The 25,320-nt window shown below is 55.0% G+C and carries 24 protein-coding genes, 4 pseudogenes and 1 riboswitch; of the genes and pseudogenes, 9 read left to right on the top strand and 19 right to left on the bottom strand.

Annotated elements, in window-relative coordinates:
• Positions 1-22: 22 nt before the first annotated feature.
• The 8 genes from ACXLHR_RS17720 to ACXLHR_RS17685 form a co-directional block, all read right to left on the bottom strand.
• On the bottom strand, positions 23-1,120 hold the full coding sequence (locus ACXLHR_RS17720; protein ID WP_458792793.1) for an NAD/NADP octopine/nopaline dehydrogenase family protein: 1,098 nt from the start codon (positions 1,118-1,120) through the stop codon (positions 23-25).
• Between the two features lie 100 nt (positions 1,121-1,220).
• On the bottom strand, positions 1,221-1,805 hold the full coding sequence (locus tag ACXLHR_RS17715) for a peroxidase-related enzyme (RefSeq protein WP_458792792.1): 585 nt from the start codon (positions 1,803-1,805) through the stop codon (positions 1,221-1,223).
• Positions 1,802-2,278, bottom strand: coding sequence for a hypothetical protein (locus tag ACXLHR_RS17710; RefSeq protein ID WP_458792791.1), 477 nt, complete (start codon positions 2,276-2,278; stop codon positions 1,802-1,804). Before ACXLHR_RS17710 ends, ACXLHR_RS17715 begins: the two co-directional genes overlap by 4 nt.
• A 4-nt stretch (positions 2,279-2,282) precedes the next feature.
• A complete protein-coding gene (locus ACXLHR_RS17705; protein WP_458792790.1) occupies positions 2,283-3,737 on the bottom strand; it encodes an NAD(P)-binding domain-containing protein in 1,455 nt (484 codons plus the stop codon).
• A gap of 654 nt (positions 3,738-4,391) precedes the next feature.
• A complete protein-coding gene (tdh, locus tag ACXLHR_RS17700) occupies positions 4,392-5,420 on the bottom strand; it encodes an L-threonine 3-dehydrogenase (protein ID WP_458792916.1) in 1,029 nt (342 codons plus the stop codon).
• A gap of 14 nt (positions 5,421-5,434) precedes the next feature.
• Positions 5,435-6,622, bottom strand: coding sequence for a glycine C-acetyltransferase (locus ACXLHR_RS17695; protein ID WP_458792789.1), 1,188 nt, complete (start codon positions 6,620-6,622; stop codon positions 5,435-5,437).
• Between the two features lie 73 nt (positions 6,623-6,695).
• Positions 6,696-7,256, bottom strand: a complete 561-nt coding sequence (locus ACXLHR_RS17690; protein WP_458792788.1) for a helix-turn-helix domain-containing protein — start codon at positions 7,254-7,256, stop codon at positions 6,696-6,698.
• A gap of 86 nt (positions 7,257-7,342) precedes the next feature.
• Entirely contained in the window at positions 7,343-8,791 is a 1,449-nt protein-coding gene (locus ACXLHR_RS17685; protein ID WP_458792787.1) for an aminotransferase class V-fold PLP-dependent enzyme, read from the bottom strand.
• Between the two features lie 95 nt (positions 8,792-8,886).
• Here ACXLHR_RS17685 and ACXLHR_RS17680 point away from each other — a divergent pair, with 95 nt between their 5' ends.
• From ACXLHR_RS17680 to ACXLHR_RS17665, 4 genes and pseudogenes are all read left to right on the top strand, one after another.
• Complete coding sequence (locus ACXLHR_RS17680) at positions 8,887-9,348, top strand: Lrp/AsnC family transcriptional regulator (protein WP_458792786.1); 462 nt, start codon at positions 8,887-8,889, stop codon at positions 9,346-9,348.
• Between the two features lie 183 nt (positions 9,349-9,531).
• Complete coding sequence (locus ACXLHR_RS17675) at positions 9,532-9,810, top strand: metal-sensing transcriptional repressor (protein ID WP_458792785.1); 279 nt, start codon at positions 9,532-9,534, stop codon at positions 9,808-9,810.
• A gap of 9 nt (positions 9,811-9,819) precedes the next feature.
• Positions 9,820-11,157 (top strand): MFS transporter, encoded by a 1,338-nt coding sequence (locus ACXLHR_RS17670; RefSeq protein WP_458792784.1) that lies wholly within the window; start codon positions 9,820-9,822, stop codon positions 11,155-11,157.
• Between the two features lie 119 nt (positions 11,158-11,276).
• Positions 11,277-12,468: pseudogene (locus ACXLHR_RS17665) on the top strand (IS3 family transposase).
• Between the two features lie 159 nt (positions 12,469-12,627).
• Here ACXLHR_RS17665 and ACXLHR_RS17660 read toward each other — a convergent pair.
• The 7 genes and pseudogenes from ACXLHR_RS17660 to ACXLHR_RS17630 form a co-directional block, all read right to left on the bottom strand.
• Positions 12,628-13,332, bottom strand: a pseudogene (locus ACXLHR_RS17660) (IS30 family transposase); the annotation flags it as partial.
• Positions 13,308-13,502, bottom strand: coding sequence for a helix-turn-helix domain-containing protein (locus ACXLHR_RS17655; RefSeq protein ID WP_458792915.1), 195 nt, complete (start codon positions 13,500-13,502; stop codon positions 13,308-13,310). The pseudogene ACXLHR_RS17660 and the gene ACXLHR_RS17655, both read right to left, overlap by 25 nt.
• Before the next feature lie 116 nt (positions 13,503-13,618).
• Complete coding sequence (locus ACXLHR_RS17650; protein ID WP_458792914.1) at positions 13,619-14,608, bottom strand: FecCD family ABC transporter permease; 990 nt, start codon at positions 14,606-14,608, stop codon at positions 13,619-13,621.
• Positions 14,609-14,670: 62 nt separating this feature from the next.
• Positions 14,671-15,621 carry an ABC transporter substrate-binding protein gene (locus tag ACXLHR_RS17645; RefSeq protein WP_458792783.1) on the bottom strand — a complete coding sequence of 317 codons (951 nt, stop codon included), beginning with the start codon at positions 15,619-15,621 and terminating at the stop codon, positions 14,671-14,673.
• 3 nt (positions 15,622-15,624) lie between these two features.
• Entirely contained in the window at positions 15,625-16,416 is a 792-nt protein-coding gene (locus tag ACXLHR_RS17640; protein WP_458792782.1) for an ABC transporter ATP-binding protein, read from the bottom strand.
• Positions 16,413-16,814 (bottom strand): DUF1636 family protein, encoded by a 402-nt coding sequence (locus ACXLHR_RS17635; protein WP_458792781.1) that lies wholly within the window; start codon positions 16,812-16,814, stop codon positions 16,413-16,415. Before ACXLHR_RS17635 ends, ACXLHR_RS17640 begins: the two co-directional genes overlap by 4 nt.
• A 142-nt stretch (positions 16,815-16,956) precedes the next feature.
• Positions 16,957-17,176: riboswitch (cobalamin riboswitch) on the bottom strand.
• Between the two features lie 227 nt (positions 17,177-17,403).
• On the bottom strand, positions 17,404-17,613 hold the full coding sequence (locus ACXLHR_RS17630) for a transposase (RefSeq protein ID WP_458792780.1): 210 nt from the start codon (positions 17,611-17,613) through the stop codon (positions 17,404-17,406).
• Between the two features lie 248 nt (positions 17,614-17,861).
• Between ACXLHR_RS17630 and ACXLHR_RS17625 the strand changes: the two are divergent.
• The 4 genes and pseudogenes from ACXLHR_RS17625 to ACXLHR_RS17610 form a co-directional block, all read left to right on the top strand.
• A pseudogene (locus ACXLHR_RS17625) lies at positions 17,862-19,001 on the top strand (DDE-type integrase/transposase/recombinase); the annotation flags it as partial.
• Between the two features lie 446 nt (positions 19,002-19,447).
• Complete coding sequence (locus tag ACXLHR_RS17620) at positions 19,448-20,113, top strand: hypothetical protein (RefSeq protein WP_458792779.1); 666 nt, start codon at positions 19,448-19,450, stop codon at positions 20,111-20,113.
• 400 nt (positions 20,114-20,513) lie between these two features.
• Entirely contained in the window at positions 20,514-21,983 is a 1,470-nt protein-coding gene (locus ACXLHR_RS17615; RefSeq protein ID WP_458792778.1) for a relaxase/mobilization nuclease domain-containing protein, read from the top strand.
• A complete protein-coding gene (locus ACXLHR_RS17610) occupies positions 21,971-22,684 on the top strand; it encodes a hypothetical protein (RefSeq protein WP_458792777.1) in 714 nt (237 codons plus the stop codon). The genes ACXLHR_RS17615 and ACXLHR_RS17610 overlap by 13 nt, the downstream gene beginning before the upstream one ends.
• On the opposite strand, the gene ACXLHR_RS17605 is transcribed toward ACXLHR_RS17610, so the two are convergent.
• The 4 genes and pseudogenes from ACXLHR_RS17605 to ACXLHR_RS17590 form a co-directional block, all read right to left on the bottom strand.
• A protein-coding gene (locus ACXLHR_RS17605) for an IS3 family transposase (protein WP_458792049.1) occupies positions 22,681-23,810 on the bottom strand; the annotation gives its coding sequence in 2 pieces (ribosomal slippage) (positions 22,681-23,564 and positions 23,564-23,810; 1,131 coding nt in all). The two genes, ACXLHR_RS17610 and ACXLHR_RS17605, sit on opposite strands and share 4 nt — an antisense overlap.
• Positions 23,811-23,945: 135 nt before the next feature.
• Positions 23,946-24,326 carry an IS66-like element accessory protein TnpA gene (gene tnpA, locus ACXLHR_RS17600; protein ID WP_458792776.1) on the bottom strand — a complete coding sequence of 127 codons (381 nt, stop codon included), beginning with the start codon at positions 24,324-24,326 and terminating at the stop codon, positions 23,946-23,948.
• Between the two features lie 100 nt (positions 24,327-24,426).
• A pseudogene (locus tag ACXLHR_RS17595) lies at positions 24,427-24,798 on the bottom strand (DDE-type integrase/transposase/recombinase); the annotation flags it as partial.
• 17 nt (positions 24,799-24,815) lie between these two features.
• Positions 24,816-25,052 carry a transposase gene (locus ACXLHR_RS17590; protein WP_458792775.1) on the bottom strand — a complete coding sequence of 79 codons (237 nt, stop codon included), beginning with the start codon at positions 25,050-25,052 and terminating at the stop codon, positions 24,816-24,818.
• A 93-nt stretch (positions 25,053-25,145) separates the two neighbouring features.
• On the opposite strand from ACXLHR_RS17590, the gene ACXLHR_RS17585 reads away from it, so the two are divergent.
• Complete coding sequence (locus ACXLHR_RS17585) at positions 25,146-25,316, top strand: hypothetical protein (RefSeq protein WP_458792774.1); 171 nt, start codon at positions 25,146-25,148, stop codon at positions 25,314-25,316.
• The last annotated feature ends 4 nt before the right edge of the window (positions 25,317-25,320 follow it).

Raw genomic sequence — 25,320 nt, 5'->3', positions numbered from 1 at the left:
TTTGTTGGTCCTTGGGTAGATGTCAGGCGTTCTGCGGGTCAAAAAGCAGTCCAGTGCAGGCGGCCTGCTTTAGATCGTCAAGACTATAGCGTTTGAGGTCAAGCGCTTTGAGTAATTCATTTTCCTGCTCGAAATCCCGCCCGTACATGGCCGAGAAAATGCTGATACCTGCCTCGTGCAGGACAGCCCGGTGGCCCGCCAACCGCCCCAGCGCCGCAGTCAGGACCAGCCCGTAGGGCACGTCCTCGGTGACATAGCGACTGTCGCTCGTGGCCGGGCCGGTGCCGCCGTTGCCCTGCTCATGCATTTGCTGGTTCATTTCCGAGATTGACGCAATCGGCACATGAAAGGATAGGTGGAAATGCTCGAAAATCGTTCTGACCTCAAGCCCCAGCGCCTGCGCGATGGCCTGCCGCTCGGCGTCCAGCTCTTCGAGCAGACGGCCCACGGCGGGAGTGACGTTTTGGCCTTGGCTCCAGCTTTCGCCGCGCTCCATCCTTGTGATATTGCCCAGAGCGATACCCATGTGGTTCTGCGGATTCAGGTTCGACAATGAAATTGCCAGTAGTCCGTCGCGCGATTGGAACCGATCACCAAACAGATCGCAACACAGTGCTAGCGCTTCGTCTGTACGATCTTGGGGGACCGTGCACAGATCGACCATGCTGCGGATCGTGTTGACGAGAACTTCAGTTCCCGATTGGCGGCGGCCGGTGCAAATAGTGGTGCCCCATGCAGTAATAGGCACAGTGATGCCGCGTGCGGCTAGCAATTGCGCCAGATAGACGGCACCCAACGAGGCATGCGACGAGATGATGATTTGGTGACGGGATTCAATATGGTTGGCCAGCGCGTCCAGTACGACCTTATGCCCATAGCCGGGCAGGACGATCATCAGGACGTCGTTTTGGCGTGCCAGTTCGGCAGCATCGGCTGCGATGCGTGGCTTGAATGTAGCTTCAAGCGCACCAGTCGCGGTCAGTGCCGCACCCTGCGCCAGTTCGGTTGTGCTCTCACCCGAGGGCGACCACAGCATGGGATCATGTCCCGCATCGTGCAGCAATGCCGCCGTACCAAACGCGACAGAGCCTGCGCCTGCCAATCCGATTTTCTTACGCAAACCTAAATACTCCCGTTGTTTGGTATTGTAATGAGACGACGTTAGGGCCTCATTGTGCATCCGTCAACATAGCGGATAAAAATCCGTTAAATTAGATAAGTCACTCAGACTCTTCGCGGACGGGATCGCCCAAAACATGCATTAGGCGATTTGCCCAGCCAAAAAGCGCAGTCGACAGGACCAAATCCAGGATCTCTGCCTCGTCCAGTCCAGCATCATGTAACGCGCGCATATGGAGAGTGTCGGAGGTCAGCGGACTTTGCGACAGTGCCACGGCAAAATCAAAGATTGCCCGATTGCGCGGCGACAGGTCAGCTTGCGCGCCATCATGAAATAGCCGGTCGGTCACCTCTTTGGATTTCTCCAACTGTGCGTGACGCGCGGCATGTACGGCAGCGCAATAGATGCATTTGTTAACCATCGACGCCGCAAGCGCGCCCAATTCACGCTCGGCGCGGCTCATCCCGCCTTTATCATACATGATCGCGTTGAATAGCGGCGAGCGTACTTTGAGGCTTTCCACGTCATGGGCCAACGTCAGAACATATTCTGAGACTTTTGTGTTGGACGGTGTCACCTGCAATGCAGTGAGCTGCTCCTCAGTCGCCTGTTGTAGGTCGACTGGCACAACGCGAGGCTTCCAGATCGGAACATTGCGCGTAAATTTTGTAATTATATGGCTCATGCTGACACCTCCTGCATAAGACGTAGTCCAGCGATGACGCGGATTTGATACGCAAGAAAGGCGTTCAATTCGCAAAGCCGCACGATGTCAGGGTCGGCAACGCCTGCGGACTTCAGTTCCGTGATATCGGCAGCGGCGACGTTACGCGTGTCCACACTCACCTTGTCCATAAAAGCCAGCACCGCTGCAAGACCCTGCGCCGCGCCATCGCTTTCAACGTCGGCCAAGGTCAGGTAATCGCCCGCATCCGCGACATACTTTGCAGCCAAATCTTCATGGTTGTTCAGATGCGCGATGCGTGCGGCCAATGCAGCGCGCAGCTCATGCGGCCACGCACCCGTATTGACCGGGCGTAGCACAGCGTTCTCGGCGTCCTGGGTCATGCGAAAGATATTGTCGCGGTTCTGGACTGCCTGCGCGGTCGGGCTGTCGACCGTCAAGTTGGCTGCATTAATCGTGGTATTCATTGTCATCAGGTTAACTTACCTTTTCTGTTTTGGTTTGCAGTTCCGACGGTGTCCATTCGCTGCCATCCAATTCCGGCGTGTCATAATCCAGTATGTTTTGCCAATGCGTCGTCACGTCTTCCGAATAAAGCGCCGCTGCCAAGGCGCGGGCCAACCAGTTTGCACCTTCGGAAATACCCGGAATGTCTCCACTGACTTTGCCTAGACTGGCCGACGCTCCGTAATTGAAGCAATAGACGTTGCCCAGCCACGGCGCGGCACCCTCATGTTTCTCGCGGAACGTAAAATCGGTGTTGAGATAAGGAAAGCTGCCCAGATCGCGCGACTGTTCGTCCTCGGGAGGGGTGTAGACATCGCGCCAAAGCAAGATGTCACCAGCAGCGTCGCCGAATTCGGTGCGCGACATGGGATCGATAGTGAAACCGGTCCCCAAGATCATGAAATCGGTGCACCATGTGGTTCCATCGGCAAAGCCGACCTCAATCTGGCCGTCCTTTTCTGTGGTGTTGGCCACGGCCTTGCCAAAATGGAAATAAGCGTTGGGGTGCCGGCTGACCCGGTTGGTCGAGCCATGCGGCGGCGGGGTTTGGGTCTTGAATGAATATTGCATGAACCGCCAGCGCCATGCGTCAGGTAAGCTGGCAAAGCCGGCGGTAAAGCCGAAACTCCCGATACCCATCATCTTGTTGATTCTAGGCATTTCTTTGCGGCGGATCAGATGGCGGACTTCTGCGGCGCCATGCTCTAGCGCCTCGGCAGAGTTGTCCACGGCCGAGGCCCCGACGCCCACAACTGCAATGCGCTTGCCTTTTAGCAAGGCGAAATCGATATCATCGGCGCTATGCGCCCAGTAATGCTGTGGTAGACCCTCGACAAAGCTCGGAATGTTAGGCTGTCCAGTGCCGTCACGCCCAGTGGCAAAAATCAGTTTGCGGGTCAGGATGCTGTCCGTGTCCGACAGGTGCAGGCGCAGCAATTTACCTTCAGGTTCGACACGCTCGACCGAGATGCCATTCTCTGTTGGGATCTGCAGCGTCCGGCGATACCATTTCAAATACTCCATCCACATCGGGCGCGGGATCTTGCCCAACTTGTCCCAAGCTTCTGCTCCGTGCTGAGCACGATACCACGCCTGAAAGGTAAGCGCACCGTGTCCGTATGCCGGACCGATCAACTCCTTCGGCGAGCGCAGCGTCTCCATCCGGGCATAATTCAGCCATGGCCCTTCTAATCCCTCGGGGCTGCGGTCAAGGATGCGCGTATTTTGGATGCCCGCAGTTTTCAGTGCGAGCCACGCAACCATGCCGCACATGCCGCCGCCAATGATGACGACATCACTTACACCGTCAGATTGAGCGACCCAGTTTTTGCCAGGAAAGCACAGAAATTTGAGGTCCTCGTGCACACGCGTCTCGAGTGCAGGCAATCCTTGGGCGTCTATGTTCGAGGTGGCATCATGTGGCATTGCATTATCCTGTCGGTCTGTTCTGTGCGTTAGACTGGGTACGTCTCGCTTAAGGTGAAGTTCGTCGATATGGAAGGCATGGGCGTGCCGATGGCGCGACATATCGTGCGGAAGAGTGCCGTACAAATGTGAATGGTCAAATGTCAGTTCGGGATGTGCGAGCCCCAGCGCGGCGGATTGAAAAATGTGGCGCATATTGCAGATAGTGAGGCCAAAATGCTTCCGCGTGCGGCGGCGCCATTATTCCGCCTAGTGGCTCCGTCGACGCTTCATGGAGCAGCTTGAGGTCTAAAGGAAGCAGCATGTTAAATCCCAGATGAGTTAACTATACTATGACGCAATAAATGGAATAATCCTCACATATATTTGCCATAAAGTTTCTTTTTTTGGGTCATTCGATCTAGATTATCTAATTCTTGACCATTTTAACCGTGAACCCCCGAAAGAGGCTAATGCGTTGGCACGAATCAGCGGATTGGCTGTGGCAAACCTCGGCCATTTACGAACGCATGGGTTTATTACGCCTCAGCAGCGCATACACTTATCTTCGCAAAATCATGGCACAGAGTTAGGCAGGACGTGACTGGACCATAAATGCGTGATCGCTGAATAGCGCCTGATCCCGCTGCGTTAAATCAGTGACCTAAGCTTTCTTCAGCGCCAGTCCAGTACAACCTTGCCCGACTGGCCAGATTTCATCGCGGCAAACCCTTTATCGAAATCATCGACGGAAAAACGGTGGGTGATAACGCGACTTACATCCAGACCGTTTTGCAACATTGCAATCATCTTGTACCATGTCTCGAACATCTCGCGACCATAGACGCCTTTGATCGTGATTGCCTTGAACACGATGCGCGACCAATCCACAGGTGATTTCCCTGGCGGGATACCCAATAGTGCGATCTTGCCGCCCATAACGAGCGCGTCGACCATCTGGTCAAGAGCCTGTTGGTTGCCAGACATTTCCAAGCCTACATCGAACCCTTGTTTCATGCCCAATTCATCAATGACGTCGCGCAGATCCTCGCGACTGACATCGACGGTGCGCAAGTTGCGACAGACTTTTTGCGCAAGCTCCAGCCGCGCCGGGATAACGTCGGTAATAACGACGTGCCGCGCGCCCGCATGACGGGCGACCGCCGCGGCCATGATTCCAATGGGTCCGGCGCCAGTGATCAGAACGTCCTCGCCCAGCAGATCAAAACTCAGTGCAGTGTGCACAGCATTGCCAAGCGGGTCGAGTATGGCGCCAATCTCGTCGGGAATGTCGTCGGGCAAGGGCACTACGTTGAACGCGGGAAGCTGCAAATATTCCGCGAATGCACCCTGCACATTCACCCCGATGCCTCGCGTACCGGGGTCGAGATGGAACCGTCCTGAGCGACTTTGGCGGCTGTCATTACGCACAACATGACCTTCGCCTGAACAGCGTTGTCCGATATTTAACCCGGTAACATTGCGCCCAATCTCGACGATTTCACCGGCGAATTCGTGTCCCGTGATAAGCGGCACCGGCACAGTGCCAGCAGCCCATGCATCCCAGTTCCAGATGTGAATATCTGTACCGCAAATACCGGTCTTGTTGACGCGGATTAGCACATCATCCGGCCCGATTTCAGGCACCGGCGCTTGTACTTTCCACAATCCTTCACGCGGATGCGATTTTTCCAATGCTGCCATAGTGTTAGGCAAAATCATGATATCACTCCCAAATTGCGACCCACGGTGCCGAAGGCATCCAGCGCACGATCGATTTGTGCGCGCGATAGTGCCGCATTCATCTGCGTGCGAATGCGCGCTTGGCCGTGCGGGACGACCGGATAGAAGAACCCCGAGACATAAACGCCCTGCTCAAAAAGGCTCTGAGCCATTTTCTGCGCCAATGGCGCCTCGCCCAGCATCACAGGAACAATAGGATGATCCCCCGGCAACAGATCAAAGCCCAACTCGTCCAATCCCTTGCGCCAATGGGCGGTATTGTCGCGCAAGCGTTGGCGCAGGTCCGCGCACTCTTCGACCAGACGGATCGCCTCGATCCCCGCAGCCACGATGGCAGGCGGCAACGCATTGGAAAACAGATAGGGTCGCGACCGTTGGCGCAGCATATCGATCACGGGCTGAGGTCCAGCAGTATACCCCCCCAGAGCGCCCCCTAAAGCCTTGCCGAGCGTGCCGGTTATAATATCCACATCGACGCCAAAGTGGTCCGGCGTACCAGCTCCGTTTTGCCCCATGAAGCCCGTGGCGTGACAATCGTCAACCATTACTAACGCATCGAACTCACGTGCGAGGCGGGTAATTTCGGGTAGGTTCGCCAGATAACCATCCATTGAAAACACACCATCGGTGGCGATCATTATATGCTGCGCGCCGCCATCGCGGGCCTTTTCCAACTGGGCCCGCAGATCGGTCATGTCGTTGTTTGCGTAACGAAACCGCCGCGCCTTGCACAACCGCACGCCGTCAATGATCGACGCATGATTAAGGCTGTCCGATATGATGGCATCATCGGGTCCCAGCAAAGGCTCGAACAGACCGCCATTGGCATCGAAGCAGGCAGCATACAAAATAGCATCGTCCTTGCCAAGAAACCGGGCGATACGCTTCTCAAGCTCACGGTGCATATCCTGCGTCCCGCAGATGAACCGCACCGATGCCATGCCAAATCCACGGTCATCCATTGCGTTGCGTGCGGCCTTAATCAGATCAGGGTGGTTAGCAAGGCCCAGATAATTATTGGCGCATAGGTTAAGCACCTCGCGCCCATCCACCGAAACAGTGACGCCCTGAGGCGAGGTGATAAGGTGCTCACTCTTAGTCAGGCCGTCGGCCTCAATGCCGGACAGAGCTTCGCGGATATGGGTCAGAAAGGCGGCAGACATAAATATACTCCAACTGCTTTGATGGAATATCTAACATAAAGGACAAAAATCCACAATAACGGAATTACATCCTCTAGGGCGGACCTTTGACCACCAAAAACGCCCGCGTCAGACCCTCGGCGTAGAGAGTATGCGCGACATCAGCCGCATAACGCGCGGTTTCGCCTGTCGCCAACCGCTCCTCAGTCTCGCCGCTAACGACACGTAGTGAGCCTTGGAATACAGTCAAATGTTCCTGTGTGCCGCGGGCATGTGGCTCGCTGTCCAACCGCCCGCCATCGGCAAACCGCAATTCATAAACCTCGTGACGGCCCGCATCTTCGGGCGGCGACAGGATACGGATCGTACAGCCAGAGCCACGGTTCTCAATGGTCGGCACCTCATCGTCGCGCAGAACTTCAATCTGATTTTTCAGTTTGTTCTCAAGTAGGCCGGCGAAATCCACCTGCAAGGCGCGGGTCAAATTCCACAGCGTAGCCACAGTGGGTGAGGATTCCCCGCGCTCGATCTGGCTGACCATACTGCGCGAAACGCCCGACAGCCGTGCCACTGCATCGAGCGACAAGCCTTGGGTCCGCCGCGCCTGTTTCAGGCGGGTAGGCAAGAGCGAAAGAATGGCGTCGGATGTATCCATAGATGTAAGGTTAAACCGCAATTCTAAAAGTAGAAACCTGTATTTGGCATAAATTAAATGCCAATTAGCATTATGATATGTGAAAGTTACGCAGGCGTAAAAATTGCAGTTGCAGGATCACATATGTAATTGGCGGCCTGTTCGGTGGCGCTGTCTGCCAGTTCAAGAACCGATTTCAGAATTGTATTAATCTCTGCATCAGTCGCCAGATAGCTGAAATTAAGACGTACAAATCCGGGCTTTTTGACCTCATGTCCGGCAAGGATCTCGCCGCGTAGTTTTTCTGAGTGGACGTCGTCGATACCCAACACCCTGTGCACATAGGGACCGGCACACGCACAGCCACCACGGGCTTGAACGCCATAGCAATCCGACAGTAGGCGGGTCACAAGTTGCTGATGCACATAACCGTCTTTGCCGTCGCGCAGCCGAAACGAAAAAATCGGCAGCCTGTCGCAGGTGACATTGCCAAGCAATTCGATGTTGGGATGACTGCCCCAAGCCTGCATCGCTCTCTTACAATTCTCAAGGTTACGCTTGGTAATATAGTCCTGCGTGATCGCGGCCTTAACCAGAAAACAAAGTGCGGCCCGCAGATCACCGATAACGTTTGGCGTGCCAGCCTCTTCACGGGCTTCCACATTGCCGGAATAGTCATGGCTGGTTGGCGATACAAAGCGCACAGTACCCCCCCCTGGCAATGTCGGTTTGTCAGACTTCACGACATCACGGCGCACAATCATGACACCCGACGCCTGCGGACCGCCGACGAATTTATGAGGCGATAAAACAATCGCATCAATCAAGGCGTCGGGGGCAGGGCACATATCAACAGAAAGATAGGGTGCCCCGCCCGCACAGTCCCAAACCACGGTTGCACCCGCTTTTTTTAAGACACGGGTCACGGCGAGTAGATCGGTTACGATCCCCGTAACATTGGACGCCGCGGAAAATGCGCCTATGACAGGGCGACCCTCCACGCTAGCCAAAATGGTCGCGAGCGCCGCCATGCAAGGACCGCCATTTGCGGCCTCTGGCACCTCGATCACTTCGGCACCACTTTCGCGCCAAGGAAGGATATTTGAATGGTGCTCGTAAGGGCCGATTAGAACCACCGGCGATTTGCCTTGGGTGACCATCTCAGAGACCCCAAGCAGATGCACAAGGCGATTGATGCCAGAGGTCGCGCCCGATCCGGTAAAGATCACCGCATGATCGTTTGAGGCATGGCATTCGGCGCGGATAATATCGCGAGCCTCGCGGCGTAGGCGGGTCATAAAACCACCGACATATGATGCCTCGGTGTGGCTGTTCGCATAAAAGGGCAGTAGTTCGGTCAGAACAAAATCCTCAATCTGGCGCAGCGCACGGCCAGAGGCCACGTAATCAGCATAAATCAACGGCTTTTTCCCTAACGGCCCGTCAATTAATGCCTGATGTCCGATTAAACCATGCGCCAGATCCCCAACGATGTCTTCGGTCACAAGACTCGCACGAAAGCGGTCAAACGGGGACTGGGAGGGCGTCGAGGTCATTATACTGAATCCTTTTGATGTCACGTAGTTTATACGTCCAATCTAAACAAAAAAGATCTCTTGATTTTGCATTAAAAGGCATAGTATTTGGTCATATGATCGAACTTGATAGCATTGACCGCAAAATCCTTACCGTCCTGCAAAAGAACGGATCACTTTCGCAGCGTGACGTCGCCGAAGACGTTGGACTATCGCAAAATGCGTGTTGGCGACGAATCAAGCGGCTAACTGAACTCGGCGTGATCGAAGGAACGCATGCCCGTCTCAACGCGGCGCTGATCGGCTTGGACTTGACCGTTTTCATGATGATACGTACGCGTCAGCATAGTGAAGGTTGGATGCGAGAGTTCCGCGCGCATGTAGCCACCATCCCCGAGATCGTGGATGTGTACCGGATCGGTGGCGACTGGGACTACCTGATAAAGGTCGTCACAACATCGATGGCGGGCTATGATCAGGTTTACCAAAACCTTATCTCCAAGGTCGATCTAGAAACCGTAACTGGCCTGTTCGCCATGGAAATGATTTTAGAAAATCGCCCGCTCAGTTTACGCTAAACCCGCCACGCCTAGCTCTTGGATTTCTGGAGCATCGCGGTTTTCACGCTGATCACGAATGCGCACTTCAAACGCGCTGCGGCCCCCACATCGCTCAATTCTCAGATAAAGCATAGGAAAAAATGGCGTCGATCAGATTTTGGCCCACTTGCTATATCCCCCCTAGGGGGATACGAATGTTGGATGAGCACACACACCCACCATGCAACCCACCCCGCGATTATCAAGCGACTGAAACGTGCCAACGGGCATCTCCTGAGTGTGATTGCGATGATTGAGGCAGAACGCCCCTGCAACGATATTGCGCAACAACTCCATGCCGTTGAAAAGGCGATCACCCAAGCCAAACGCACGCTTATTCAAGATCATATTGATCATTGTCTTGATGTGGCCACAGCTGGTCTGGGCAATGACGAAATGCGTGCAACGGCAGAATTTAAAGCCATCACCAAGTATCTCTGAGGTTTCACCATGCTATCTATTCTTGCTGACCGCACCTACCGCCACCTCTTTCTGGCCCAGATCACGGCCCTACTGGGAACGGGTCTGGCGACTGTGGCGCTCGGATTGCTTGCCTTTGATTTGGCCGAGGAGCGCGCGGCTCTCGTTTTGGGAACAGTCTTTACGATCAAGATGGTGGCTTACGTCGGCATAGCGCCCATTGCCGGTGCGTTTGCCAACCGCTGGCCGCGTCGCACCATGCTGGTCAGCCTCGATTTAGTGCGCGCCGCTGTGGCCCTCTGTCTGCCGTTTGTCAGCGAGGTGTGGCAAATCTATGTGCTAATCTTCGTACTGCAATCCGCCTCCGCCGCCTTTACCCCGACGTTTCAGGCAACAATACCTGATATTTTGCCCGAGGAAGACCGCTACACCCGCGCCCTTTCCCTGTCGCGGCTGGCCTATGATCTGGAAAACATCATCAGCCCGACACTGGCCGCAATCTTTCTGGCCTTTGTAAGCTATCAAGCTTTGTTCTTCGGAACTGTCATCGGGTTTATCGGGTCAGCCCTGCTGGTGGTTTCCGTGGTACTGCCCAGCCCAAAGGAAACGGTGCGGCGCGGGATTTACGACCGCACAACGCGTGGGCTGCGCATCTACCTCGCCACCCCGCGCCTGCGCGGGCTTTTGTCCCTGAACCTTGCGGCAGCGGCGGCAGGGGCGATGGTGCTGGTCAATACCGTCGTATTGGTGCGCTCTGATCTAGGGTTTGGCGACACACATGTGGCCCTCGCCCTCGCTGCGTTCGGGGGCGGTTCCATGCTTGCGGCCCTCATATTACCACGGCTTCTCGACAGCCGACCGGACCGCCCCGTAATGATCGTCGGCGCTGCCGTGCTGGTCGTCACTCTTCTTGGACTTGCCACGGTAACAGTGAACAATGATCTTGGATGGTATCCCCTTTTGGCAGGATGGCTGGTGATCGGGGTAGGCTATTCGACAGTCCTCACCCCATCAGGACGACTGCTCAAACGCTCGGCACATGCCGAAGACAGGCCCGCCGTTTACGCAGCCCAGTTTGCCCTGTCCCATGCCTGTTGGCTGGTCTCATACCCCTTGGCTGGTTGGCTCATCACTGAATTTGGGGCAACAACGGCGCTGACATCATTAGCGCTGCTGGCAGCTGCTGGGCTTGCAGGAGGCATTATCCTCTGGCCGCGCGGTGGCGCAGAAACTCTCGAACATTCCCACGACGACCTCCCAGCGGACCATCCCCATATTCAAAACGGACACTCGCACAGCCATTCCTTCATCATAGACGATTATCACCCGCACTGGCCGCGTAATGGATCGGTAACCAGCTCTCACTGAGCTACTTTCCAATTGTTGGACAATATCTGGTATAAATTAGATACGCGTTGCACCTGCTGAGGTGCCCCTAGATTTGTAGACGCTTTGCTTGGTAATTTTGGAACCAAGGAGAGACGGATATGACCAAAGGAATACGGTTTACAGACGAGTTCAAACAGGACGCTGTGGCGCAGGTTGTTGAGCGTGGATATGCGGTCAGCGAAGTCGCCGAGCGGCTAGGGATAAGCACCAAGTCTCTGTACACTTGGAAGGCGCAATTTGCGAAGTCGCCACCTGTCAGATCGGAGGTTGCGGAGCAGGCTGCTGAGATCAGACGGTTGAAGCGAGAGCTGGCCCGCGTCACCGAGGAACGCACAATCTTAAAAAAGGGCGCAAATTGTCCGCCATTGGTCCGAGGACAATGCCGCGCGCGTACTTCGCGCGAGAGTCTCAGTGAGGTACGCGTTTATTGAGGCTCATCGTGCGGAGTTTTCGGTGCGGTCGATGTGTCGTGTGCTGGCTGTGCATTTCAGCGGGTTCTATGCATGGCTTAAAGAACCGTTAAGCGTACGCGCGCTTGAAGATGCGCGGCAGACAGAGCTGATCCACCAAGCATGGACAGATAGCGAGAAGGTCTATGGCTATCGGAAGCTGGCCGATGATCTACGTGATGCTGGCGAGACCTGCTCCGAGAACCGTGTGGCACGATTGGCTAGCCTTGCGGGCATCACAGCACAGATCGGATACAAGCGTCGGCCTGGTCGCTATGGCGGCAAACCTGCTGTTGTCGCTGACAACACGCTGGACAGACAGTTTGAGGTTGCGGCACCTGACGCGGCTTGGGTGACCGACATTACCTATATCAGAACCCGTGAAGGCTGGTCATATCTCGCTGTGGTCATCGATCTGTTTTCACGACGTGTCGTTGGTTGGTCGATGCAATCTCGCATGACAACTGACCTGGCCTTGCAAGCCTTGTTGGCTGCTGTTTGGCGGCGCAAACCAAAGCAAAAAGTCATGATCCATTCAGACCAAGGTTCACAGTTCACTGGCAAAGAGTGGCAGTCGTTCCTTAGCAAACACAATCTGGTTGCCAGCATGAGCACACGTGGGAATTGTCATGACAACGCGGTCGCAGAAAGCTTCTTCCAGCTTTTGAAGCGGGAGCGCATTAGGCGGCGAACATACCTCACACGCGACGCCGCAAGGCAGGATGTGTTCGATTACATCGAGATGTTTTACAACCCTACACGCAAGCACACGAACAACGGCATGCTGTCACCGGTTGACTATGAAATGAAACAGCAGAAAATGAACGAGGCAGGCGTCTAGGAAGTTAGGGGCACCTCATGCTGATCGGGTTGGGTTGCTTCATTTCTTTGCCAATAGATCACAGCGGGTGGTTGACCTGCAGCGCTTAATAACCCGCGCCATCTCATCAACAGGGACTTTAGCGTGTCTTTTAAACTCAAGTTAGGTTGCGACATTTCTCTATCCTAATTTTCTGAGTTCTTCGGCGAATGCCCCGGTTGGCGCTTTCCAGCCCAAGCGCTTTCTCGGTGCTCCGCAGAGGTGTTCACAAATCGCTGTCATATCACGATCTGAGAAGGTTGAGATCGGCATGCCTCTCCGAAGATACCGTCTCGCTCGCTTGTATAGGTTTTCAACGGCCCTTTTTCGCGAGGGAGCTTGAGGGGCACAAAACCAAGCTTCGGTCCCGATCCCATATTTTAGCTTTTGCCAGCCAGAGAATTGGATCGTGCGGTCAAAGGTAATCGATTGACGTGCGGTTTGGGGCAGGGGCCCCATGACACTCATCAGCCGGTTTATAAAGTGGTTCGAGTTGCTGTCGTTATTGCGGGACAGCACGGCGTAACGCGTCTTACGCTCGACCAGCGATGCTACATTTGTCTTGCCGTACTCGCGCCGAAAGATCATCAAATCGCCCTCCCAATCGCCAAAGATTGCGCGGTCTTCGATGTGATTGGGGCGGTTGTGAATTGAGTGATCCACTGGGAAAATCATATCGCGCGCTGTCGTCGCGTAGCGCGGTTTTCGCTTCTTGCGGCGGTCTGGAAAATATCGTGCAAGCGCCTGTGACTGGCTATTCGGGCTAAAGACATAAGCATAAATTGTTTCATAACTCACAGTGGTCGTACTACCTTCATGCTTCAGACCGGCCGCAATCTGTTCGGGTACCGCAGGATCAATCCGGTTGTTCGACCGCGCCTGCGTGCTTTGTGCCGGATCGCTGCCGGGCCTTTGGCCAGGAGATCCTTCAGCAGCCTCTGAAATTGTCGTCGGCTCGGTCCCAACACATTGGCCGCGGTCACGGCCGTCAGGGCGCCTCGTGTCACTTGGCTCAGTACTTCAATCCTGCTTTATCAACAGCGAAGTGTGACACTTCTACCTTGCAGATGTGGGATTTGTGAATGTTAAAAAAACGGCGATTTTAGGACGTCTTGATCCAACTTAAATTTAGTTAAGCTCTCCGCCGCAGCAACCAGACGAAGAATACACCGCCGACCAGTCCTGTGACGATACCAATGGGCATATCCTCTGGAGCCATGATGGTTCTTGCAAGGATGTCGCACCATACGAGGAACACTGCACCGAACAAGGCCGAGACCGGGAGCACGCGCGCATAGCTGCCACCGACTGCCATGCGGACAATATGAGGGATCATCAGGCCGACGAATCCAATCACGCCGGAAAATGCGACCATCACTCCGGTGATCAGTGCGCCCGCGATGAAAACCTCCAGACGGAACCGGCCCACCGCAATGCCAAGTGTCGCAGCGGTCTCATCGCCGACGGTCATGGCATCCAGATCGTGGGCGCGAAGGCGAAACCACGCCCCACAGATCACCAGCACTCCGAGCGGGTAAAGTAGGTGGGACCATTGTGCGAGGCCGAGGCCGCCGAGCATCCAAAAAATAACAGTATGGGTTGCGCGCGGATCGCCGAGAAAGATCATAACGTTCGCCGCTGCCATGACGATGAACGACACCGCGACGCCCACGAGGACCAGACGATCCGCCGATGAGGCCCGCGCCACCTGCGCCACGCCCAGGACGAGGGCCATGGCCCCGAGTGCCCCGAGGAATGCGAAGACCGGCACCGTCGCAGCGCCGAGGATCAGCCCCGTATGCAGCAACGCCACGATGGCACCGAACGCCCCGCCGGAAGAGATGCCCAGAAGGTGCGGATCGGCCAAGGGGTTGCGGGTCACGGCCTGTAAGGTCGCACCGACCATCGCAAGGCCTGCGCCGACAATTGCTGCCAAAATCGCACGCGGCAGACGCAGTTCCCAGACGATGGCCTCCTGGCCACTTGACCAGTCAGGGGTGAGCACGCCGGGGAACAGACGGTTTGCGATCACGCTCCAGACTGTGCCTGTCGGAACCGCGACCGCACCCACGCTGATCGCCGCCGACAACGATACGATCAGCACCATCGCCGACAGGGCCATGGCCAATGGAAAAGCGCGCTTGTGCCGCGCTGCCTTGGTCCGGAGTGCAATCGCCGTATCGCTCACTGGTCGTTACCTGCTTTGGCAAAGGCGGCGGCGAGTGTGCGGACGGCTTCAATATTGCGTGGCCCTGGCGTCGCGGCGACATATTCGAGGGTGACAAAATTGTCGTTCTGCACAGCTGACATGTCCGCGAAGGCCGGGTTCGTCATAATGAACTCCCGTTTCTGTTCGGCAGTCACATCGCCGTAGTTGACGATGACGATCAATTGCGGGTCGTGGGCGATGACCTCTTCCCAGCCGACCGTCGCCCAGCTTTTCTCGAATGTGTCCATGATGTTGGTTCCGCCCGCCGCCTCAATCAGTGCGGTAGGCATCGCGTATTTCCCGACGGTGAAGGGCGTATCCTCGCCGCTGTCATAGACGAACACGCGCGGGCTGTAGCCGGGCGTAACGTCCACCGTGATCTCGGCTACTTCAGCGCGCCAGCCATCGACCAGCGCTTGTGCCCGGTCGGACACACCAAAGATCAGCCCGAGATTGAGGATGTCGACATACATATCCTCGAGGCTTGCCGCAGGCTTTTCCATGATGTGGGCACAACTCTCGGTCAGCTCGTAGACCGCGATCCCGAACGGGGCGAGCGTGTCCGGCGTCAGTTCACCCCCCACGCGCATCCCGTAATTCCATCCGGCGAAGTAGAAATCGGCGTCTGCACCGACCAGCACCTCACGGCTTGGGTGTTGTTCGGCAAGTTCGGGCAGCTCGGCAACGCCCGCGCGCATGCCTTCATCGAGCTTGTTCCATCCGCTGATCCCGGTGAACCCGACCATGCGGTCGGTCAGGCCAAGGACAATCATCATCTCGGTCAGGTTGACGTCGTTGGAAACGGCGCGTTCGGGGGCGGCATCGAACGTCACTTCGCGGTCGCAGCTTTGCACGGTGACGGGATAATCCTGCGCCACTGCGTGGGTGGCCAGCAGGGCAATTGGAAACGCAAGAAGGCGGGACATGGATCAGGTCCTTTCGGGGTCAGTGAGATGGAAGGTGAAATGCGGCTTGCCGCTGAGCTGGAGATATTCACGTCGGGCGATGACGGAAAAGGCGTGGGCAACGAGGTCTTCGGTCAGAACGTCACCGGGCGGGCCGAAGGCGAGCGCGCGACCGCCCGATAGTACCAGAACGTCGTCGCACAGGCCGGTGGCGAGGTTCAGGTCGTGTAGACTAGTGACGACAGTGACGCCGAGCCCTCTCACGAGGGCTAGCACTTCGAGCTGGTGGCGGATGTCGAGGTGGTTCGTCGGCTCGTCGAGGATCAGCAAGCCCGGCTCCTGTGCCAGGGCGCGGGCCACCATCACACGTTGTTTCTCTCCTCCCGACAGGGTTCCGAGGGCACGACCGGACATTGCCGACAGGTACAGCCGGTCGAGCGCCCGTGTGACGACATCTTCGTCGTGCGCGCCGTCCCCTGCAAAGCCACGCCTGTGTGGTGTGCGGCCCAGAGCGACGATCTCCCGCACGGTAAGGGCAAAGTCGGTCGGTTGTTCCTGAAGGACGACGGCAATACGGCGCGCGGTATCGCGAGCTGACATCTGCCAGATGTCGGTGCCGTCGAGTGTAACGGTCCCGTTCTGTGGGCGATGGAACCGGTAGAGCATTCGCAACAGCGTGGACTTGCCCGCACCGTTCGCTCCGACGATGCCGAGCATCCGGCCGGGTGCGAGATCGAACCCGATGCCGGTCAGGATCGGCGCACCGCCTGGAGGGGACCAGCCGATATCGCGCGCCGACAGGGCGGCGGCGATCATTGCAGCCGCTCCCAATCCGACCGGATCACCAGCGACGGGACGCCGGCCAATGCCGTCCGGCGCAGCTTCACAGGACGGTCAATTGATTTGAACCAGCCTTCCTCGGGCGCAGCGTATTGCGCCGCAAAGGAGACCAGGTGGTTGATATCTGCGTCCGGATCGACATCGCCGAACAGCCAGGCGGCCTTGGCCGTTGCGCGATACGCTACCGTGCAGGGCTGGTTACAGGCCGCGAGGTACGCAAATTCTTCGACCTCGAATGCGCCAGTCGTCACTTCCACCGCAGTGTTCAGTGCGGCGCGGAGCTTAAGGATCAGGTCATGGCCTAAGTGGCACTCCTGTTCCTGGTGCCTGCACGAGGTGCCGATTGTGATGATGTGTTTATCGGTTCTGTCCATCGATGCCTCCGCGCAGACGCGGGGAGTAAAATCGGGACAGATAGGTCGTTGCGGCATTAGCCAGTCTAGCCATCGTGGCCTCCATTTCCGGACACCCCGCCCGGGTCGAGTTACTTTGATACCCGGGGGCACCAACGGCGTCATGTGACGCCTGCGATGGCAGGTCTCCTGACTTGCGGGTCGTCGCTTTCCCGAACCTTCCCGGACCAGCTGTTAGGTCCAGTGGCATTCTCGGGGTCGCTCGCCGCTCACAGTTGCGGGGGCAGTCACGGATTCAGCGCCGGTTGGCTCATCCTCACCGTATTCCCTTTTCATCCCGGGCCGCTTTTCGCTTTCCGGAAACCATCTATCTGCAAGATGCCGTATCGCTGATTGAGGGTCAATGCATTTCGAGCTTATAAACAAATGCTACAAACCCTCGCTTGTGGAACAGGCTCAAAACTCCCGATTTTCAGCCGCCACAAACCCCATGTGGTTGTTGAAGGCTTTTAGCTCTCCCGTGATAATGGCAATTCATACATTATGTAGCACCCAGCCTTCTGGTCTCATTCGAGCTGTTAGCTGCAAAACTCCCAAGGTTCCGTTTTGGTCAAGCCATATTTTCTACCCATTTCCGTTGATGGCGCAGTAAGGCATTTGCGAGGACAAGCAGTTTACGCATGACTGCTGTAGTGGCGGCTTTCATATCCGCGTTGTGCCGGATCGCGACCAGCACAGGCATGAAGGTAGCGTGTCGTAGATTTCGGTGGCCGCCTTGAATACGTGCCTTTCCCTGCCATTTTCCCGAGCTTTGTGACATAGGTGGAAGGCCAGCAAGGCTTGCGACTTGATTGCCTTCCAGCCCGCCGATCTCTGCATATCCACGAGGATCATGAGTGCCGTCGTCATCCCAATTCTAGGAATGCTGGACAAAAATTCCAGTTGTTCACGCATTTGCCGATCTTGGTGAGCCAGCGCTAACATGTTTGACGTCAGCACCCGTGGGACAGATTTGAGGATTTGAATAGCGGAGGATTTCTGGTTCATCTTATCGATTAGGAGATCGAGATGACGAAGAAGCCACAAACATCGAAAGAGGCCGCCGAGAAGGTGGTCAAGAACATCCGCCGTAGGACGCGGCAAACCTATTCAGCTGAGGAAAAGATCCGCATTGTTTTGGCGGGCCTCCGTGGTGAGGAAAGCATCTCAGTGCTGTGCCGCCGTGAAGAGATCGCTGAAAGTTTGTATTATAGCTGGTCGAAAGAGTTTCTGGAGGCAGGCAAGCGGCGCCTGTCTGGGGACACCGCGCGTCAAGCGACGTCGCCTGAGGTGAAAGATTTGCGTTCTGAGTCATTGGCCCTGAAAGAATGCGTGGCTGACCTGACGCTTGAGAACCGTCTGCTCAAAAAAAGCATGACAGGGACTGGGGTATACGAGGAGTGAGATATCCTGCATCTGAGAAGCTTGAGATCATCCGCACCGTTGAGGGATCGCATTTGGCAGTCAAACAGACTCTCGACATGTTGAGCATTCCACGCAGCATTTTTTTTCGATGGTATGACCTCTATGTCGACGGTGGGTTTGATGCGCTGGCTGACATCTCGCCGCGCCCGAGGTCAGTCTGGAACCGCATCCCAAACGCCAGACGCGATGACCTGATCGAGTTCGCGCTGGAGCACGAGGCGTTGTCCACACGTGAACTGGCCATCAAATACACTGATGAGAAGCGTTGTTCGGGGGAAGCGCCCCACTGGGGCCTTTCCTGATCCCTCCAACTTTATATCTGAATCATCATCTTATCGTATTCTCAAAGCAGCTGACCTGATCACTGCGCCTGATTATGTTGTGATCAAAGCGGCCGACGAGTTCACGGATAAGACCACCGCCATCAACGAGATGTGGCAGACTGACTTCACTTACTTCAAGATCATCGGGTGGGGCTGGTATTATCTCAGCACAATTTTGGATGATTACAGCCGCTACATCATCGCTTGGAAGCTTTGCACCAACATGCGAGCCGAGGACGTAATGGACACGGTCGAATTGGCGTTGACGGCGTCCGGTTGCGACAAGGCGGTCGTCCGCCACAAGCCACGCCTGCTCAGTGACAACGGCTCATGCTACATCTCTGGCGATCAGGCCACGTGGTTAAAGGATCAAGAAACGGGCAATCCAACAACGCCGCTTGCAACATCAAAAACAAGCCGCATAATCAATCACACAGACGAGCCAGAACCTCCAATGCTCAAGCCGCTCTGATGTCCCATTTTATATGACGACGGACATCATTGGATGTGCCCAGCTGACACGCACACACGGCCACAAAATTGATTGGCTGGGCAAAGTGCTACAATAGAACTGCCCTATGCGCGACCTTGTCCGCGTTGGCGGTTTACCGTCTGCATACCCTGCTATCCAAAAGATTAGCTTAGACGGCATGACCATCCTTACAAATATGTGATGATCATGCCGACACGTCCGAGATGCATAATCACCAAATAAACGATGACCTTTCGCCAAATATGACACTCATCCGCAAAGAGTTTTCCACAGCTAAATCGTATAAAGCTGATTAATTTCACGAATCACATTAGGATTTTTCACGAAAATATACTAAGTTCAAAACATCAAGTAAATTTTAGTGAGATAAAACAATGAATAAGAAAATTAAAACGCGCGATATTCAAAAAATGAAGACGCAGTTCGCATCGCTGCCGTATAAAGCGCCTGAGGAAATTTCAGCAAAAGCCGCTGTGGCTGACATGATAAAGGAAATTAATGTCGCGCTTAAAAACGGGCATTCGCTCGCGGATGTATGCGCTATGTTTAATGAGGGTACGGAAACCACTTTAAGTACAGCAACATTTCGCACGTACTTAAAGGCGGCAAGCAACCAAAAACCAAAGCGAAAGACATCGAACAAGACAGCGATCACCACACAATCCACGGTAAGCGTTGAGACTATCGAAACGAAGAATGAAACAAGCGAGCCCACCAACACAGCACAGATGTCAGACGAGACTGTAGTGGCATCCATAACGCCAACGATAATGCGAGACTATGAACCGCGAACTTCAAGCACGCAAAGTACCGTCGCGGAGCCTCCGACAATTTCGACACCTCAAGTACCAACGCCAACCAGACAGGTTGAAGCTACCTCATGTATTACTGATAGCCAACATCGCCAGTTAAACGGCAGTCATGAGAATAAAGAAGACGATGGATATGGGTCTATCGATAGATTGATGAGAGACATCGCCGATGGCACTGTGACGCCAACAGCTATCAATCAGGGTAAATCGGACGAGGCTACATTATGACTGTGCTCCCGACACAAACGTGGCACGTTCATGACGCGGCCATTGACCCGCGCCATGACAGCACGCACCCTGTTATTAAAGCCCAACTGACACAGGAGCCACCCGCGATGGCTTCAAGCGGAAAATCTAAATCAGACAAGCGGCGCATGACGCACACGGTCACGTATCGTTTGGAACCGAACGTCTACGCGCGAACTACCGTTTTGAGTGCCATCGGTTAATCAGACGTCAGTGATATTACTTTGCGCAGGCTGTCAGGAGACCTTGGTAGAATTGGCAATCGCATTGATAAACTGACGCTACATGCTGACAATAAAGATGATCTTATGATCAAGAACGATCTACAGGTAACCCTCAAAGATATCCGCGATGTGATGCGCCAGATCACGACCGCGCTGCCATGATTCCGACAGTCATACATAGACAGCGAGATGCACTCAGAACAAGGCTCGCCGATATAAGCAAACTGGTGGGCTATCTTTGTATCAAAGCTGTGGATGTCGAAACCCGTAATCTTCTCGCGGATTGGCGGGATGCTGACTGGCAGATGTGGGCCACTGCGAATGGTAGCAGGTACTGCACGACGTTGACGCATCATTTTATACTGTCATGGCCTGAGACAGAACACCCGACGCCCGCTCAAGCAATTGTAGCTGCAAAGTGGGCCATTACAGCTTTAGGCGCTGACGATTACCAGGCGGTCATTGCTGTCCATATGGATCGCGCAAATACCCACGTTCATGTCGCACTTAACAAGATACACCCGGTCACCTTCAAAGCTATAAGTGTGTCACATGACTATGCAAAGCTGGAAAGGGCATGCCGCGAGATCGAGTTGAGCCACGGCTGGTCACAGGATCAGGGCAGGTTCGATGCGGTAATGATCGAGACACCTGATGGCCCTAAGATCGAAATGAGACCCAAGCCGCAAGAGCATTGGGACGCCAAGCAGGCCCGTCGCGCAAAGGGGCGTGGCGCCACACAGGGCGATCTCAATCATGAGCGCCAGACGGGGATGATCCCGCTTATCGATGCGCTTTCACAACCGTGGAAAGCGCGGGTGAAATCAGCGATGGATGATGCCGTTAGCTGGCAGACTATGCATATGGCATTGATGGGTCTGGGTCTCGCATATTCTAAAAGTGGATCAGGCGGCCGTTTGGCGATACGCGGGTCTGATCAGTATTTGTCACCCTCCCAACTTGGAAAACGCTATGCATGGAAAGCACTGGATCGCCGTTTTGATAAATGGACAACAGCCGCGCCTGAAGGTGCTGATGCAGCGGCTACAGCCTGGCTGGATCTGCCAAATGAAGTGTCTGGCACAGCAGGACTGAACTTGTCCTCGAGCGCGCGATCCCCGTTGTCTTCCCGGAGGCTCGTGGCAACGACCTATATTGCGATCACCAACGACGAAGATGCCGCACGGGAGATTGAAAAACTTAGTCTGTATCACCCGCAACCAACAATGGTCTTGCGGAGTGGCGATGTGATCAGGGACGATGGTAACAGTATTAAGACGACCGTGTCGAAGAGCTATGCGGCGCAGGTCCGCTTGATAATTGCGATGGCGAAAGGCTGCATCACAGTTGCGGTCAAAGGCACAAGTGATTTTGTCAAGTTTCTCGGTGCTGCCGCATTGCGTGCGGGGCTGACCCTCAAAGGTGAAAAGCGTATCGCTGAGAGTAAAGTATCCGCAGACGAGATCATCGCGCCCGTACTGCGCCCCAAGATTGGCGATCAAGCGGCGCAGGCAGTTGCACAGAGACTGCGCGGCGAGACACTTCGCTTAGGCGGGCAGCTGACAGGTTGGCCCGGTCTGAACAGGCGGCCGGGCAACAGACGCAACGCGACGCATTGCGGGCTCTGATAGGATCGAGCCGTGGGCTGCGCGAACAAGCACTTAGGGCAGGATTAAAGGTGCATCATGCGGACCAGCGCCGTGCGTTGCGGATGCGTCAAAAAGACCGCAAACAGTTCCTCGTGACACGACAAGCAGCGATGACGTCGGCGTTAAAAGCAGATGACTTGGTTCGTCTTGCGCAGCGTATTCTTGGCAATACGGTTCCGGGAAAATCGCCTGTGGGCTGGGCCGCAGATGACGTCGTAACCCATGCAGCAGCTCGACGCTGGTGGGGTGCGATGAAGGCTTTACGTGGCGCCAAGGGTTCAACAAGCCAATCACAGATAAAGGTGGTGGATGTTGAAAACTTGTCCCGTGATTGCCAAATTATGAAGTTTGCTTCGAGTTCGACAATGCTCTTTGCGCATCGAGATGTGGCCAACAATATCGTGGGTTTTGAGCGCATACTTTGTAGTGAGGATGGCATTTTTAAGTGTGAGATCGCCACTGATGGACGAAGTACGGTCTACGTGGTCGATGATCCTGCAGTTACCACACGTGCCATTGTTTTGGCGTGGGGCGCTGATGTGTTGGCGTTAATTTTGACCGAAAACAGATCTGATACACTTTATATCTCAGTCGGTGGCGAGCTTAATCCTGACACCCGTCAGCGACTATTAAAACTATGGTCTTGTCGCGTTTACGTTCCGGTCTCTCAGTTCATTTAGGCAGCCTTTCGTTCGAAGGCCAAGGGGCTTTTACCTCCTAACGACGAGTGCCGGCGTCGTGGATTGTAGAACCCATTGATATACTGAAATATCGCCCCTTCGGCTTGACGTCTGGTTTCCCAACGGTTGCGCCAGATCAGCTCAGCCTTGAGGGATTTGAAGAACGTTTCAACCATGGAATTGTCGTAACAATTGCCTTTTCCGCTCATCGATACTTCGAAGCCACGTTTGTTCAGGCGCTTCTGATAGTCGCCTGAACAATATTGCGACCCGCGATCCGTATGATGAATGCAGCCCTTAGGCGGCTGTCGCAGCGCGACAGCCATATCCAATGCCCGGATTGCCAGGTCCCTCTTCATACGATTGCTGACCGCCCAACCGATGACGCGTCGGGAGTATAGGTCGAGAATGACCGCCAGATACAGCCAGCCTTCACTGGTCCAGATATATGAAATGTCGCCTGCCCATTTCTGGTTTGGGGCATCAGCAGAAAAATCCTGATCCAACAGATTGGGGGCGATGTTAAAGGTGTGATTGCTGTCGGTTGTAGCCTTGAATTTACGAGTTCTGACAATCTTTATGCTGTTGTCTCGCATCAAGCGCCCCACACGCCGGTGGCCTACCGCCAGCCCCAGTTCCTGTAACTCTTCAGTCATCCGGGGGCGGCCGTAGCTTTGCAGGCTGAGACGGTGTTGGGCACGAATATGAGCTAAGATCACCATATCATCACGCTGTCGCTGACACATTGGGCGGACCCGCCACGCACGATACCCACGTGATGTGACCTGCATAACCCAGCACAGAAACTCAACCGGCCATTCTTCTCTCCAGGCGTCAATGAAGGCAAACCTCACCGACTTTGGCCTGCAAAGAAGATCGCCGCTTTTTTTAACACTTCCCTCTCCTCTCGCAGCACGCGGACTTCCTTGCGAAGGCGTTCGTTCTCCCGCTCCACATCTTCATGAGGACCCGACATCAAATCATCATGCTGGTGTTTCTGAACCCATTTGTTCAGGGTCGAAAGCCCAACACCCAAATCAGATGAAACCTGAGGGCGTGTTAAGCCGCTGGTCGTGGCGATGCGTACCGCATCACGTCGAAACTCGTCTGTGTATCTCGTTGCCATTTCTTGTCTCCTTCATAGCAAACATTGCTCGAAAGAGACCGGAACTAAACCGGGACAAGACCAAACCAGCAATGCCCTTCCTCATGTCCGTGACACCACACGCAAGATACACCCGAACGCCAGTCCCTGGGCCGATCATGCCGCTTCTACCGCTCGGACCAGCTGCGTCAGCGCCGCCGCATCCATGCTGCTATCAAAGCGTAGGCTGCGCCCGCCACGTAAACGCACTTCGACAGGCGTGGACTCCGATGGGCTGGACACCAGATCAGAGAGGGTGGGAACGCTGGGTTCAGACAAAACATTCAAAGGGATAAAAAGCGCCCCATTATCCGGGGACCACAGCCCCTTCTTCTTTAGGTCATGGCGCCAAGCATAGACCTGCTGCCGCGTCACATCGTGACGCTGTGCAACCTGTGTAACTGACGCGCCATCAACCCCAACTGACATGACAATCTCGAGCTTGTCGTCATCATGCCAGAAGCGCCGCCGCTCCATCCCAAGAATTTCACCACGCATACCAAATCCCACCTAAGACACGTCGTTAACGACGCCGTTAAACACGTATCTTAGATCAACAAGTTGAAATTCGGCAGGCGGTGGCAATGGAGCGGTTACCAGTGAACTGTGAACCTTGGTCTGAATGGATCATGACTTTTTGCTTTGGTTTGCGCCGCCAAACAGCAGCCAACAAGGCTTGCAAGGCCAGGTCAGTTGTCATGCGAGATTGCATCGACCAACCAACGACACGTCGTGAAAACAGATCGATGACCACAGCGAGATATGACCAGCCTTCATGGGTTCTGATATAGGTAATGTCGGTCACCCAAGCCGCGTCAGGTGCCGCAACCTCAAACTGTCTGTCCAGCGTGTTGTCAGCGACAACAGCAGGTTTGCCGCCATAGCGACCAGGCCGACGCTTGTATCCGATCTGTGCTGTGATGCCCGCAAGGCTAGCCAATCGTGCCACACGGTTCTCGGAGCAGGTCTCGCGGCGTTTTGATGGGCTCACCGCTTTAGCCCTTGTGACAAAAAATCATTCTCCACCGCCAGTTGGCCGATCTTGGCGTGCAAACCTTTGATCCCACCGTCTTTGTTCTCAGCCTTTTTGACCTTATCGGCGAGAACACCTGCCATGCCTTCGATCGCCTGTCGTTTCCATGTGCTCACCTGCGTTGGGACGAGCTGCCGCTTGGCAGCAATTTCTTGCACCGTCTTGTCACCACGCAGCGCTTCAAGCGCCACAGTAGCATTTAAACGGGTCTGAAAAGTTCCGTCGTTTTGGCATTCTCGCACCCATTCATTCGTGTTGGATACATCTTAGCACGCTGTCCGAATTTGCTGGACCGCTTCACTTTTGGCGTGCCGTTTGATCTGGACGGCTTGTCTTATAATGAACTTGGCTCCTGCTTTATAATGGGGCCACTGCCCGCCACGTCATTTGTGACAGGCAGTGGCGGCGGTTGGATCGTAAATGGCTGGGTCATGATGGACCGCTCCAGAGTTTGATCAA

Source organism: Yoonia sp. MH D7 (genome assembly GCF_054439475.1).
The sequence above is the reverse complement of the archived record's forward strand: the minus strand, read 5'-3'. Positions and strand labels throughout refer to the sequence as shown.